The sequence below is a fragment of the Roseibium sp. MMSF_3544 genome (assembly GCF_030732845.1).
Taxonomy (GTDB): Bacteria; Pseudomonadota; Alphaproteobacteria; order Rhizobiales; family Stappiaceae; genus Roseibium.
This window is the reverse complement of record NZ_JASHKA010000002.1, coordinates 85,906-99,890: the sequence shown is the minus strand read 5'-3', so window position 1 is coordinate 99,890 and position 13,985 is coordinate 85,906. Positions and strand designations below refer to the sequence as shown.

The 13,985-nt window shown below is 58.3% G+C and carries 13 protein-coding genes; 12 read left to right on the top strand and 1 reads right to left on the bottom strand.

What is annotated here, in order from left to right; translation table 11 throughout:
* The first annotated feature begins 86 nt into the window (after nt 1–86).
* The 7 genes from RBB47_RS03175 to RBB47_RS03145 are packed head-to-tail and all read left to right on the top strand — an operon-like array spanning nt 87 to nt 6,204.
* Nucleotides 87–497 (top strand): TIGR04076 family protein, encoded by a 411-nt coding sequence (locus RBB47_RS03175; protein ID WP_305984293.1) that lies wholly within the window; start codon nt 87–89, stop codon nt 495–497.
* A complete protein-coding gene (locus RBB47_RS03170) occupies nt 494–1,576 on the top strand; it encodes an aldo/keto reductase (RefSeq protein WP_305984292.1) in 1,083 nt (360 codons plus the stop codon). Before RBB47_RS03175 ends, RBB47_RS03170 begins: the two co-directional genes overlap by 4 nt.
* On the top strand, nt 1,569–2,342 hold the full coding sequence (locus RBB47_RS03165; protein ID WP_305984291.1) for an ABC transporter ATP-binding protein: 774 nt from the start codon (nt 1,569–1,571) through the stop codon (nt 2,340–2,342). The genes RBB47_RS03170 and RBB47_RS03165 overlap by 8 nt, the downstream gene beginning before the upstream one ends.
* A complete protein-coding gene (locus RBB47_RS03160; protein ID WP_305984290.1) occupies nt 2,335–3,063 on the top strand; it encodes an ABC transporter ATP-binding protein in 729 nt (242 codons plus the stop codon). The genes RBB47_RS03165 and RBB47_RS03160 overlap by 8 nt, the downstream gene beginning before the upstream one ends.
* Nucleotides 3,060–3,974 (top strand): branched-chain amino acid ABC transporter permease, encoded by a 915-nt coding sequence (locus tag RBB47_RS03155; RefSeq protein WP_305984289.1) that lies wholly within the window; start codon nt 3,060–3,062, stop codon nt 3,972–3,974. The genes RBB47_RS03160 and RBB47_RS03155 overlap by 4 nt, the downstream gene beginning before the upstream one ends.
* Nucleotides 3,971–4,951: a branched-chain amino acid ABC transporter permease gene (locus tag RBB47_RS03150; RefSeq protein ID WP_305984288.1), complete on the top strand. Its 981-nt coding sequence runs from the start codon at nt 3,971–3,973 to the stop codon at nt 4,949–4,951. The genes RBB47_RS03155 and RBB47_RS03150 overlap by 4 nt, the downstream gene beginning before the upstream one ends.
* Nucleotides 4,948–6,204: an ABC transporter substrate-binding protein gene (locus RBB47_RS03145; protein ID WP_305984287.1), complete on the top strand. Its 1,257-nt coding sequence runs from the start codon at nt 4,948–4,950 to the stop codon at nt 6,202–6,204. Before RBB47_RS03150 ends, RBB47_RS03145 begins: the two co-directional genes overlap by 4 nt.
* 316 nt (nt 6,205–6,520) lie before the next feature.
* Here the strand turns inward: RBB47_RS03145 and RBB47_RS03140 are convergent, their stop codons facing one another.
* Nucleotides 6,521–8,290, bottom strand: coding sequence for a caspase family protein (locus RBB47_RS03140; protein ID WP_305984286.1), 1,770 nt, complete (start codon nt 8,288–8,290; stop codon nt 6,521–6,523).
* A gap of 275 nt (nt 8,291–8,565) precedes the next feature.
* Between RBB47_RS03140 and RBB47_RS03135 the strand changes: the two genes are divergently transcribed.
* The 5 genes from RBB47_RS03135 (at nt 8,566) to RBB47_RS03115 (ending at nt 13,760) form a co-directional block, all read left to right on the top strand.
* On the top strand, nt 8,566–9,873 hold the full coding sequence (locus RBB47_RS03135; protein WP_305984285.1) for an ABC transporter substrate-binding protein: 1,308 nt from the start codon (nt 8,566–8,568) through the stop codon (nt 9,871–9,873).
* 125 nt (nt 9,874–9,998) lie between these two features.
* A complete protein-coding gene (locus RBB47_RS03130) occupies nt 9,999–10,886 on the top strand; it encodes a carbohydrate ABC transporter permease (RefSeq protein WP_305984284.1) in 888 nt (295 codons plus the stop codon).
* Complete coding sequence (locus tag RBB47_RS03125) at nt 10,887–11,699, top strand: carbohydrate ABC transporter permease (RefSeq protein ID WP_305984283.1); 813 nt, start codon at nt 10,887–10,889, stop codon at nt 11,697–11,699. It begins immediately after the preceding gene.
* Nucleotides 11,699–12,742: an NAD(P)-dependent oxidoreductase gene (locus RBB47_RS03120; RefSeq protein WP_305984282.1), complete on the top strand. Its 1,044-nt coding sequence runs from the start codon at nt 11,699–11,701 to the stop codon at nt 12,740–12,742. The genes RBB47_RS03125 and RBB47_RS03120 overlap by 1 nt, the downstream gene beginning before the upstream one ends.
* A gap of 13 nt (nt 12,743–12,755) precedes the next feature.
* Nucleotides 12,756–13,760: an ABC transporter ATP-binding protein gene (locus RBB47_RS03115; RefSeq protein WP_305984280.1), complete on the top strand. Its 1,005-nt coding sequence runs from the start codon at nt 12,756–12,758 to the stop codon at nt 13,758–13,760.
* Nucleotides 13,761–13,985: the final 225 nt, after the last annotated feature.

Sequence of the window (13,985 nt, the reverse complement as noted above, 5' to 3'; positions counted from 1 at the left end):
CTTGTCTTGACAATCCGGAATTGAGACATGGTATAAAATATCACAGATCACAAGCAAGGCGCTAAAACAAAATTTTGGGGAGCGCGGTGACCGAAGATTCAAATGGCAGCGGACGGACACCCGACGCGCAATCAGAAGATGGGTTCTGGCTGTATGACCTGAAGGTCGAGACGGTGCTGGATGGCCGGACACCGGTTTGCAGGCACATCGAAGGCGAAAGCTTCAAGGTCGAGGGCGAAGCCCTGGTTTTTGAGGAAGGACAGCGTGTCTCCATGTACGCGCTGGCCGCCGTTTTGCCGCTGCTTCCGGCCAAGCAGCGTCCTACCGCCCCGGAGGACTGGATGAGCACGGACGCGGAGGTTGCCTGTCCTGATCCCCATTGCGGCGGACGGTTCAAAATCACCAGAACCGGGAAACGATGGTTCAGCCATGCGGAGACGACCGGTCTTCCGGACAAGAGAAGCACGCCCTACTGGCAAAAGGACGGCGCTGAATGAGCGAGCGAACCACCTCTCTTCGCCCAGGTTACCAAATCTCCCGTGTGATCAAGGGCGGCTGGCAGCTTGCGGGCGATCACGGCGCGGTCGATGCCGCGACCGCGATTGCCGATATGGAAGCGTTTCTGGATGCCGGGGTCACATCATTCGACTGTGCAGATATCTATACCGGCGTCGAGGAGATGATCGGCACCTTTGTCGACGACGTTCGCCGCCGCCGGGGAGCGGCAACCGCGAACCGTATCCAGGTGCACACCAAGCTTGTCCCGGATCTGGAACGTCTGGCAGATCTGAGCGCTGCGGAAGTCGAGGCGATCATCGACCGGTCGCTACAGCGTCTCAAGATCGACCGCCTGCATCTGGTTCAGTTTTTCTGGTGGGACACCTCCATCGGGTCACCGGTCGGGGCCATGGAGGTTCTCAAGCGCTGCCAGGAAAAGGGCAAGATCGCGCATCTGGGGGTGACAAACTGGGACGTTGCCGAAACCAATCCCTATCTTGAGGCTGGGATCGATCTGGTCTCAACGCAGGTTCAGTACTCAGTGCTTGACCGAAGACCAGCCGGAACACTGGTCTCCTGGTGCGCCGCGCACGACATTCACCTTTTATGCTACGGCACGCTCGCGGGAGGCTTTCTCACCGAAAACTGGCTCGGCAAACCCGACCCTGGCTTTGCCTTTAAAAATCGCTCGTTGGTCAAGTACCGGCTGATCATCGACGAATACGGGACTTGGGACACTTTCCAGGCGCTGCTTCAGGCGCTCAAGGAAATCGGCATGCGGCACGGCGTGTCCCTCAGCTCTGTCGCCACGCGCTGGGTCTTGCAGCAGCCGCAAGTCGCCGCCGCAATTGTCGGGGCCCGCTATGCCCGGCATCTGCCGAAAACCCTGGAAGTTTTCTCCTTCGAGCTGGATGCGCAAGATCTTGGCCGAATTGACCAGCTGTTGGCATCTGCGCCCGGACCTCAAGGACCGGTGTTCGCTCTTGAGCGCGATCGGACGGGCCGCCATGGCCGGATCATGAAGTATAATTTGAACGCACGTCCCGATGACTCGGTGCTTGGGGCGGCAAATGGCTGATGTGATCCTCAAACTCGCCGATGTCACGCGTTCATTTGGTGCCTTCACGGCCGTCGACGAGGTCTCGCTCGAAATCCGGACAGGCTCCATCACCGGCCTGATCGGACCGAATGGGGCCGGCAAGTCGACGCTCTTCAACGTCGTGGCAGGTGACTTGCCGCCAAGTGCCGGACGCGTCGCGTTTTTAGGTGATGATATCTCCACCCTTCCCCCGGAGCAGCGCTTTGCTGCGGGATTGGGCCGAACCTTTCAGATCCCGCGCCCTTTCAAGCGCATGAGCGTTCTGGAAAACGTCATGCTCGCGCCGCTCGGGCAAAGCGGTGAAGGCCTGTTCGCACCCGTTTTCGGGCGCGCGCGCATCCGTAACGAGGAGGCGGCCATCCGCAAACGCGCGTTAGAGGTGCTTGACTTCGTCACGCTTCGCGCACTTGCCGACCAGCCGGCTGGAAAAATCTCCGGCGGACAGATGAAGCTCCTGGAGCTGGCCCGGGTGCTGATGGGCGATCCGAAGTTGATCCTGCTGGACGAACCGGCAGCCGGGGTTAATCCGGCACTGACGGAGATCCTTATCGAGAAGATCGAGGAGCTCAATCGTGACGGCAAAACCTTCCTGATCATCGAACATGACATGGATTTCGTCATGCGGCACTGCGACCCGGTCATCGCCCTCGCAGAAGGCCGGGTGGTTTTCGAAGGGTCTGCCACCGATGCTCAGTCCAATCCGGTCCTCCTGGATGCCTATCTGGGAGCGCCAGTCGATGCCTGAAGCCTTGCTGAGCGTGGAGAACCTGACCGCCGGATATGTTCCGGACCTGCCGATCCTGAGCGGTGTGTCGCTCACAGCGGAAAAGGCCAGTCTGACTGCGATCATCGGGCCGAACGGCGCAGGAAAGTCGACCCTGATCAAGGTCGTTGTCGGCCTTCTGCCGGTCACGGACGGCCATATCAGAATTGGTGCGAAGGAGATTACCGGTCTTTCTCCCGACCGGATGACCGGCGCGGGGATCGCCTACGTCCCGCAGACCGACAATGTCTTCAGGACACTCACCATCCAACAAAACCTCGATCTGGCGTTGAAAACCCACGGCAATCCGCAGAAGCGTCTTGCCGACCTTTATGACCGGTTTCCTGTCCTGGCGGAAAAGCGGCGCGACAGGGCGGGAGCGCTCTCCGGCGGTCAGCGGCAATTCCTCGCCGTGGCGATGGCGCTGGCCGTTGAACCGGAGCTGATCCTGATGGACGAACCGTCCGCCGGCTTGTCGCCGAAGGCCGCCGAGGATGTGCTTGATCATGCAAAGCAATTAACGGCTCAAGGCGTGACCATTTTGCTGGTCGAACAAAACGTCAAGCAGGCCTTGAGACGCGCCGATCATTGTTATGTGCTTGCAGAAGGGCGGAATCAGATTGACGGGCCGGCCACGCAGCTTTTGGAAGACCCCACGCTTGGGCGGATCTATCTCGGCGGGGAAAGGCGGGTGCCGGCATGATCCAGCATCTCGTCGACGGCATTCTTGTTGGCTCGTTCCTGTCGTTGGGTGCGATCGGGCTAACGATGGCAATGCACATCCTGCGCTTTGCAAACTTCTCCCATGCAGAACTTTTGTCCATCGGCGCCTACAGCGCTTTGGTGTTCGACAAGCTGTTCGAAAGCCTGCTGCCGATCCTTGCAGAAAAGATCGGCCCGCTCTCCATGACTGGCGCTTTAGCGATCTCCATTGTGCTGTCCATGGCCATCACGGGACTATCCGCTGTCCTGATCGACCGGTTCATCTTCCAACGTGTTCGGCAAAAGGGAGAGGAACTGTCGATGGTGTTCGCGTCCTTTGGCATGGCGCTGATCATTCGCAATGTCATTGGCCTGGTTTTCGGCTTGTCCGCCGAGCTTTACTCGCAAGATATCGCCTTCGCGATGGTTGTCTCGCGCGACCCCCTGCTTCTGGTCAAACCTGATCAGGTGTTTGTGCTCATCGCAGCCCTGGTCCTGATGTTTATTCTGCATCTTGTCCTGTCACGAACCACGTTCGGCTTTTCATTGCGGGCCGTCGCCGAAAATCCCAGCCTTGCCCAGGTTCACGGTGTAAACCTCAAGCGGATGATCGCGGCTGTCTGGATCATAGGCGGCGGTCTTGGAGCGGTTGCCGGCATTTTTTATGGTCTCAGCTACCAGATCACGCCCGTCATGGGACGCGATCTGGTGCTACCCATATTCGCCGCCACGATCGTGGGCGGCATCGGCAGCGTATACGGCGCCGTTCTCGGCGGTTTCATCGTCGGCATAGCGGCAAATTTGGCGCTGGTGATCCTGCCCTCGGGCTACAGCCCCTCCGTTCCGTTTCTCATGATCCTGGCGGTGCTTTTGTTGCGGCCGCACGGTTTGTTCGGGGAGGCACGCACATGATCGGCGTCCTTTCCTATCTGGTGTTCTTCACCACGGTGGCTGCGATCCTTTCCATCGCGGTTCTTGGGCTGAACCTTCAATGGGGCAATACAGGGCTCTTCAATGGCGGTGTCGTCGCCTCTTTCGGCGCAGGTGCCTATGGCACACTGATCCTGGGCGGCCCGCCCCAAGAGGGTCAGTTGGGCGGTTTTGAGCTGTTCTACCCGTTGGCACTTTTCGGCGGCCTGCTCTTTGCCGGCGGCCTCGCCTGGATGGTCGGCAAGCTGACCTTGCGCCTGCGGCACGACTATCTGGCAATCGCCACCTTCGGGGTCGCGGTCGCGTTTGAAAACGTCATGCGCAATGCGACCAACGTCACCGGTGGTGCACAGGGCATTCGCGGGTTCGAGCGTCCGATGATGGAAACGCTCGGCAGCGGCCTCACTTACAATCTGGCGTTTCTGATCTCGGTGCTCGTCGTGCTGGCACTTGTCTATGTCTTTCTGGAAAGGCTGACCGTCTCGCCTTTCGGCCGTCTGTTGAGGGCCATCCGCGAGGATGAAACGGCCGCCCGTTCGCTCGGCAAGGCGCCGGCAAGGATACGCCTTCTGGCCTTCGTGACCGGTTCCGTCATCATCGGCCTTGCCGGTGCGCTCTACGGCACGTTCTATGCCTTTGTCAGCCCCCAGGACGTGCTTCCCATTCTGACTTTCCAGATCTGGGCGATGCTCATTGTCGGCGGCGCCGGCAACAACAAGGGCGCGATCGCCGGAGCATTTCTGATCTGGGGCGCCTGGACGTTTTCAGGTTGGGCGCTCTCACGTTTCGCGCCCATCGAGGTTCAGCTCTACACCGGTTCGATCCAGTTCGTGCTGATCGGCATGGTGATCGTCGGCATGCTGCTTTGGAGGCCACAGGGCCTTTTCCCCGAGCGGCTGGTCGTTTCACAGCCCGGAGGAGGTACCCGGGAAAAAACACAAGCAGAGGGACTAACATGAAAAAAACATTGGTTTTTGCGGCGGCGGCCGCGGGCATGACCGCCCTGAGCACCGGCGTCCAGGCACAAGACTGCACCACGAAGGTCGGTGCTGTCCTGCCGACATCCGTCGATTGGGGGCGCCCGATCGCCGAAGTCGCCCAATTTGCCGTCGACCAGGTGAACGATGCCGGTGGAGCGGCTGGATGTTCGATCGAGATGGTGCTGCGGGATACGCAGGTCGATCCGAAGGTCGGCGTGGATGCCGCCAAGGCACTTGTCGATCTGGAAGGTATCAAGGTGCTGCTCGGTGCGGTCTCCTCAGGCGTTTCGATGCCGATCCTGACATCTGTGACGGTACCAAGCGGCGTCATGCAGATGTCCTGCTGTTCGTCGTCGACGGCGTTCACGGTTTTGTCCGAGGAAGGCAAGACCGACGGCCTTTGGTTCCGGACCTTTGCAACAACGAGCGTGCAGTCGGCAATGGGTGCGAAAGTGGCCGCTGACAAAGGCTGGAAGTCAGTCGCGATCCTCTACAAGAACGACGACTGGGGACAGGACATGTCCCGGCTGATTGCAGCCGACTTTGCCGCTGCAGGCATCGAGGTGAAAGCCAATGTCGCTATCAATGACGCGCAGCCGTCCTATCGCGCGGAAGTCACAGAGGCCCTTGGCAGTCAGCCTGATGCGCTCTACCTGGCGCTCTATCCGACCGAAGGCAAATCCGCTGTGCGCGAATGGATTTCGCTCGGCGGAACGCAAAACATGATCCTTGCCAACTCGCTGAAGTCCGATGAATTCCGCGACGCGGTCGGCATGCAGTATCTCGGAAATGCGTTCGGCACAGACACCGCTTCACCACGCGTTGAAAGTGCAGACGCCTTCAAGGCCGCCTATACCGCGAAGTTCGGTTCTGAACCGAATGGCCCCGGTCTTGCGAACAGCTATGACGCCACGATGATCGCGCTCTTGGCCATGGAGGCGGCCGGCGCCGATGCAAGCGGTGCGGACATTGCCGCAGCCGTTTCAAAAGTCACCGACCCGAACGGGACACCCGTCACGGCAGATACCGCCGGCTTTACCACAGCCAAGGAAACGCTGTCAGGCGGCGGCACCGTGATGTACCAGGGTGCAACCGGCAACGTCCGCTTTGATGCAAACGGGGACGTGTCTGCACCGGCCGTCGTGTGGAAATTCACAGACGCCGGCACGGACGAAGTGGAATATCTGTCATTGACCGAAGTCGATGCCTATATCGCATCGTTGAAGAAGTAATCGCTTTCCAACGAAACGACCGCCCGGCATACGCCGGGCGGTCATGCTTCCGGCATAAGTTCAGCTAAACGGGCATAGCTTTGACCTCAGGGCAAAACGCCAACAGTCCAGCGGTCCAAATCTCATTTCCCTGAACTGGTTTTTCCCGATCCCGTCAAACCGTTGCCCGTCCTGTTCCTAAGCAGGTGATGCGCCAGGCCTCGGGCTTTAGCGGCGAAGGTTTTGCCATCGCAAAAAGCATTGATCGCAAGCAGCGGACAGCCGCCCGTTTTCAACAGTCGTCGCCGATCTCTGCGCGCCTGCAGACGGTTCCATCCTATTGCCAGAAACACACTCTGGGCTGACTGGCGTGCGCCCGGCAGACAACCGTCCGGCCACAGGAATGCGTGTAGTACTTCATGTCCGTGCCGGGGCGCCGCCGTTTCGCATAAGTGTGCGAATCGACATTCGGATCGCTCGGGCAGGCGCTGCTTGTTCGGGTCGTTGTGGTTTTTTCCGTCTTGGTTTTTGACGTCCCGGAGCTTCCCGATGTGCTGGCAGGTTGCCTGACGGCAACGCATTTTCCGTTTTTCAGTTCCTGGTTCCGGCCGCAGGTCAGAGGACAGACCCGCCCGGTCGACTTTTTGAGTTGATCCAGAATTTCCACTTTCGGATCAAGCGAGGCCAGCTCCAGGCCGGCCTCTGCGGCATAGGTCCTGAGCGCACCGCGGCTTCGCTTTCCCCAGGCCCCGTCGACCCTGCCGACTGAACAGCCAAGACGATTGAGTTCGGTCTGAAGGGCGCGCGCCAGCTCTTTTTCGTCCAGAACCTCTGCCGGTTGCTCGTCGGTGGCTGCAGCTCCCGCACTTTCCGGTGAAAGATTGGCAACCACGATTTCTTTCTGGGTTTCAGTGTCCTTCTGCGGCTCTTCATGCGCCTTGATTTGCGATGTTTCTGGCGCCTTGGGGATTACCGGTGTTTCCCTCTTCAACAGATCGATCTTCAACCGAGCCAGATCGGCATAATCTCCGTCCGGATATCGTGTCAGGTAGCTCTCAAACAATTCGGGTTGCGACGCATTCTGGATGGATTGCCAATAGGCGATCTCGGTTGCTGCCACCCGCCGGCGCTCCTCGGCCTCGCGGGCAGTTGCCCTGTCCTTGATCTCGTCGATGCGTACTTTCGCGATATCGGCGAACTGGCCGTCCGGATACCGTTTCAGGTAGTTTTCGAAATAGACCGCGTTTTCTCCCGTCTTGATCGATTCCCAGTAGGCCAGTTCGATTTGCGGGTTCTTCGCAGGCGGAACAGGTTGCTCCACGATCACCGGCTTCGGCGGTTCCTTGGCTTTGAGAATGATCTCGCCCGTGAGAGAGGAGTTTTCCCAGGGGACCTGGCGGCCATTGGTTGCTTCCAGAACATCACGGCGCACGGAGACCAGATCCCGGGTAATATCCTGCCCGGGTGTCCCGAGGTGCTTGAGCAGCGCTGTCGTGAAGGGGCTGTTTTCCCCTGCACCGTCAAGCGCAACGTTGCCCGGCTGCGTGGCAAACGAAATCAGCGTTCCGATGCCCGAGCTGGTCTTCGCAAGCCCGCGCCCGACAGAAGCCGATCTCGTGCCCATCGACCGGGCAAGGTTTTCGGCGAGCGGATTGTTCCGACACGCATCCAGGAAGACAAGGTTGGTCTTGCTGGCCTGCTCCATCGTTCGCAGGATCAGGTTGATTGGGACCGTTTCGAATTCCAGATCCAGCGGCGAATTGAGCTGGGCATCGGTCGGCAGCAGGTAGTTCACGCCGTTCACCTGAAGGCCGTGGCCGGCGTAGAAAAAGAGCGCAATGTCCGCGTCGTTGAGCTTCGATACGAACGCCTCGATCTTCGACCGCAGTCCGCGGAGATCAAGATCCAGTCCTTCCACCACGTCAAAGTCCAAGCTTTGGAGTTTAGCCACCATACCCCTGGCATCGTTGTAGGGGTTTTTGAGAGCCGCGACGTGCTGATATCCCGAATTCCCGATGACGAGTGCAACCCGGCGCTCCGCCTGGGCAACACCCATGCTGACTGAGATGGTAAAAAGGAAAATCAAAATGCGAAAAAAACCAGCCACTTCGCCCCCCAATGGCGTTCGTCACTCAGTCTATCACCAAACTATCCCCGGTTGTAGCACATCAATCAGGGAGGGGTGTTTGTTTCTACTGAGCGGGGGAACAACGAGCTTTTCAGTCCAGCGCATGACACCTGATCTACTGGCGAAACGGGCCGCACCCGGCGCATGCCAGAAAGCGAGCGGAAGCGACGAAAACTCGTCATGTATACGTTTACATGGCCTATGAAAACGTATACAGTGCCCGAAATTGAAGCTTCTTTGGGAGGAGAGCCACAATGAAAAACCTAGCCGCAATTACCGCATTCAGTGTTCTGGTCGCATTGCCGGGCACGGCGCTCGCACAAACAGAGGTCGTCGTCTGGGTTGCCGGAGAGCCGGGACAGACCACGATTTATGACGAGCTTGCCTATGCCTTCAACACTGCCAACCCCGATGCAAAGATTACGGTCGTCAAAAACTCTTCCGATCTGTTCAATCCTGCACTGGTCCCTGCCCTATCGGCCGGAGAAGGTCCTGATCTCTTCACATTTGGCACAGGGCCCGGACAACCGGCCGCACTTATCGCCGGTGGCCTGGTCGCCGATCTGACGGACGCCTATTTCGAGCATAACTGGGGAGACACGATCCCGGAGGGGATTGTCGTGCAAACCTCGAGCGACGGCAAACTGTGGGCATTCGGGAGCGAAGTTGAAACAACCGGAATGTTCTACAACAAGGCAATCTTTGCTGAGCACGGGATCGATGTGCCCACGACCTGGGCGGAAATGGAGGCAGCTGTCGCCAAACTCCAGGCAGCCGGATACGACACTCCGATTGGTCTTGGCGCAGCTGACAAGTGGCCTATTTCGCATTGGCAGTCGATGATGTTCGGCCGATACGCGGGACCGGACGGCATTGAAGATGTTCTGTTCGGCGACGGCGAATGGACGGATGCACCGTTCGTGGCAGCCTCGGCGAAGCTTCAGGAAATGGGCAAGGCCGGTTGGTTTGGTCCGACACCCGTGGCGATCGGTTATGGTGAACTGATGGACCGCTTCTGGGCAGGTGAGGTGCCGATGACATTCACCGGTCCTTGGGTCATTGGCGGCGGTATTGAAGCCGCGGGAGACAGGATTGGCGACTACAGTGTTTTTGCGGTCCCACCGTTCGAAGACAGTCAAAAGATCCACCCGACAAACTCCATCGGAAGCGGCTGGTACATACGCGAAGGCTCTGAGGGTGCTGACATAGCGGTGCGTTTCCTCAACAGCATGTTCCTGGACACGAAAGGCCGCGTCGCCTTGTTGAACGCGGGCACCGTTCCCGTCGGCCCCTTGGACGCAGCTCTGGCTGAAGCCGAAATGTCTCCTCTGGCCGTCGACATCTGGAAAACATCCGACGATCACGCCGCGAACGGCACGGTTCCGGCATTCCTGGATACAATCACACCAGGTAGTCTGACCACAGTCTCGTATGACGGGCTCCAGGCTCTGCTTTTGGATGTCATGACGCCGGAAGAGTTCACCTCGGAAATGCAGGGCGCGTGGTCTTCAGCCAAAGAGGCCGGTGAAATCATGCTGCCAGGTGGCATCGCCGACCGGTAAGCCAACCCGGTTACCGACCCCACGGCCCCTGGGCTTCATTCCATTCCAGGGGCAGCCGCTGGCGTGTAGCCGCTGTGTCGACAGCGGAGAAGACCTCCGAAAACCTGATCCTCGGGAGTGGCTCGATGTTTCTCGATCCGGATTCGAAATGGGCCCAAAGACTGAACCCGGTCCTGTTTCTTTTGCCCGCGCTGACGATCTACATCGTTTTTGCGATTTACCCGACCATTTCGGTCGTTGAGTACTCCTTCACCGATTGGGACGGTATCAGTCCGAACCGCAAATATATCGGCCTTGCCAATTATGAGCGGCTTTTCACAGACAAGATTTTCTGGGAAGCCTTCCGAAATACTTTCGTCTGGTCAGGCGTCATCATTGTCATCAACGTTGGGCTGGGACTTGTCATCGCCGCCATGCTGGCCCGCGTCTGGAAGGCCCGCCTGTTGATTCAGACCTGTATCGTTCTGCCGGTGGTGATCTCCCCCATGGCGGTCGCCACCATCTGGCGGTGGATGTATCAGCCGACCGGGGTCATCAACCAGTTGCTGGAATCCATCGGCCTCGGCGGACTTGCGACGCCGTGGCTCGGCAGTCCGGATGTGGTGTTGTACGCTCTGGCGCTCGCCCACAGCTGGTCCACGATCGGCCTCAGCGTCATCATTTTCCTGGCCGGACTTCAAGCGGTAGATGAAGACCTCTATGAAGCTGCCAAGGTCGACGGCGCAACACCGGTTCAGGCATTCCGTTATGTCACCTTGCCAGCGTTGCGGCCCGTAACCGCAGTCGTCTTCATCCTCACGCTTACCCAGTCCTTCAAGGTGTTCGACCTGGTCTGGGCAACCACAAAAGGCGGTCCGATCCGCTTCAGCGAAATCTTGTCGACCTACATGTACAAGCGTGGTGCGCTGGAAAATCAATACGGGTACGGCTCGGCAATCGGGGTCTCGCTCCTGGTCATCGTGAGCGCCGCGACGATCATCTACATGCAGATACAGAACAAGGAGGACCGATAAATGTACGGTCGATGGATCCTTCTTTTCGTTCTCGGTGTGATCGCAGTGTTGATGGCGTCACCCCTGATCCTGACGGTGTTCACGTCGCTAAAGCCAACGACAGAGCTGGTGAACCCGGCCTGGTATCCCCCGCTCAACGTAACGTTCGAGCATTATGTCCGCGTGTGGACCGAAGGCGGCTTTAGCCGGTACTTCTTCAACACGCTTCTGATCTCCGTGGTTGATGCCGCCGTCATGGTCGTGATCGCCTCTCTGGCCGCTTACGCCATGGTGTTTATTGACTTCAGAGGCAAACTCGCACTTCAGGTGCTTTTCCTGATCGGCCTCATGATACCGGTCACGGCGATCGTCTTGCCGCTGTTCCAGATTGTGCGCTCATTCGGACTGTTGAACACGCATTTCGGTGTCATTGTTGCCGATCTGGCCCTCGCGGTCTCGGTGTTTGTTTTCATGTTCACGTCCTATTTCGTCGGCGTGCCCAAAGCGCTTCATGAGGCAGCGCGCATCGACGGAGCCACCGAGTTCCAGATCTACCGGCGCGTAATCATGCCCATCGCCATGCCCGCCGTCGTGACGACAGCGCTGCTTGAGTTTCTTTGGAGCTGGAACGACCTGCTGCTGCGCCTTTTGTTGCTGACGCAGGATGAGATGCGCACCTTGTCGGTGGGTCTCCTCAATTTCCAGGGAACCATGACACGTGACGTGACCGGTCTTTCCAGCGGCACAGTCATCATGGCCATACCGGTCGTCATCCTGTTCCTGTTTTTCCAGCGTCACTTCGTGCGTGGCATGACAGCGGGCGCAGTAAAGTGATGCAAGCTACCGAAATGGCGAAACCCGTCCTTTTGATGGACCAGCACTTCAGGCAGGTCGAGGAACTCTTCCGGCCAAGCACGTTTACGTCGCTTGGATCTATTTGCAACGTGCTTGGAGGCGTCAACTGGCAGATGGCACGAGAGGATTTTCTGGACAGCCTCCCGGACGCCGAATTTGTGGTCGCTGCCCACCCCGAACTCGATCGCGCTGCTCTCGATACGGCTTCGAAACTCCGTGCGGTCATAGAGGTGTCGGGCACCTTTCAGCAGGGACTCGACTATGAAACCTGTTTTGAACGCGGCATCGAGGTTCTGTCCTGTGCCCCTGGGTTCCGGTACTCGGTTGCAGAAATGACCCTGGGCCTGATGCTGGCTGGTGCCCGTGGTATTGTTGACGAGCACGAGCGCTTTCGCCAGGGCGCCGAGCGCTGGCTCTGTGACAACACGGGCACTGATTTCTCGCTTTACGGTCAAACGATCGGATTTGTCGGCTTCGGCTCGATCGCACGGGAATGCACGCGATTGCTTGGCCCGTTCTCAGCACGCATCAAAGCTTTTGACCCTTGGCTACGCGCAACCGGCACAGAGCCAGGATCCGTCGAGTTTTGTGATCTGGAAGAAGTGATCACGTCTTCGCGCTGCATCGTCGTCGCCGCAACACCGACGGACGAGAACTACAAACTGGTGTCCCGGGACCTGATCGGAAAAATGCAGCGCGGAACGCTGGTGGTGGTTGTGAGCCGTGCGCATCTTGTGGACTTTGATGCCCTTGTCGAAGCTGCGGACGAAGGCCATGTCCGGGTCGCGAGCGATGTTTTCCCTCGCGAGCCGGTGGCAAGGCGGGACGCGATACGCCAGGCAGAAAACGTGATCTGGTCGCCTCACAGAGCTGCTGCTGTCGAAGGTGGACGTCATCCGATCGGTGACATGATCCTGCATGACGTTCAGGCGATGATCGCCGGGTCTCCCACGCGGCAACTACAGCCGGCATCCCTCGATACCGTCAGAAAAATCATTCGTGCACCGCTGGCTGCGGGCTAAGGAAGGAGTAGCTATGGCTGGTCTGGAACTCATGAACCTGTCGAAAGCCTACGGACAGGTCGAAGTGCTTCACGATATCAATCTCAGCATCGCCGATGGGGAATTTGTGGTTTTTGTCGGTCCCTCGGGATGCGGCAAGTCCACGCTCCTTCGCATGATTGCGGGTCTGGAGAAAATAACCGGCGGTGATCTGATGATTGGCGGCACACGCTCAAACGAGCTTTCGCCGAAGCAACGCAATATCGCAATGGTCTTCCAGTCTTACGCACTTTATCCGCAAATGACCGTTGCGCAGAACATGGGGTTCTCACTCAGCCTCGAGCGCCGACCGAAGGCGGAAATAGCGCAAAAGGTCAAGGAAGCTGCCGACTCTCTAAAACTCGGACCCTATCTTGACCGAAAGCCGGGGCAGCTTTCCGGTGGCCAGCGACAGCGCGTTGCAATTGGCCGCGCGATCGTTCGCAATCCGAAAGTCTTTCTTTTGGACGAACCCCTTTCGAACCTGGATGCTGCGCTGCGTTCCGAGACACGCGTTGAAATCAGCGAGCTGCATCAGAGGATGGAAACCACGATGATTTACGTGACCCATGATCAGGTTGAAGCCATGACCATGGCTGACCGGATCGTGGTCTTGAACGCCGGCTATATCGAACAGGTCGGTAGCCCGATGGAGCTATACAACAATCCGGCAACTGAATTCGTGGCCGGGTTCATCGGATCTCCCAAAATGAACTTCGTGAAGGGGAAATATGCCGATTTCATCGGAGCGGCGACACTGGGTGTTAGGCCGGAGCACTTTGCCGTCGGACAGAGCGACGAGGCGTGGCAGGGCACCGTGACACTTGTCGAGCGATTGGGTCACGACACCATCCTTTACGTTAAGGTGCCAGAGGCCGGCATGCTGACAGTGAGCCTCAACGGACAGCACGACCAAAATGTCGGCGATACAATCTTCTTGCGGCCATTGCAGGAATTCATCCATAAATTCAATAATGAAGGACGGCCGATTGCTGCCTGAAAGACGTACCCGCACCCCGGAGTGCGGATCCAAAATTGAAGTTGATCTGGTTTGGGTTTCTTGAACCGGTTGCAAGGAGTGAAAGCGCAGGAATTGTGGTTCATCTTCAAGCCCTCCATGCCGCTGCAGGTGACCATAGCGGCCAAGTCCGAAAGACGGCAAAATGGCTGCCTTCATGAGGCGATGGCCTGGACCGCTGTTAAGTGATACGGGGCCAATTGATAA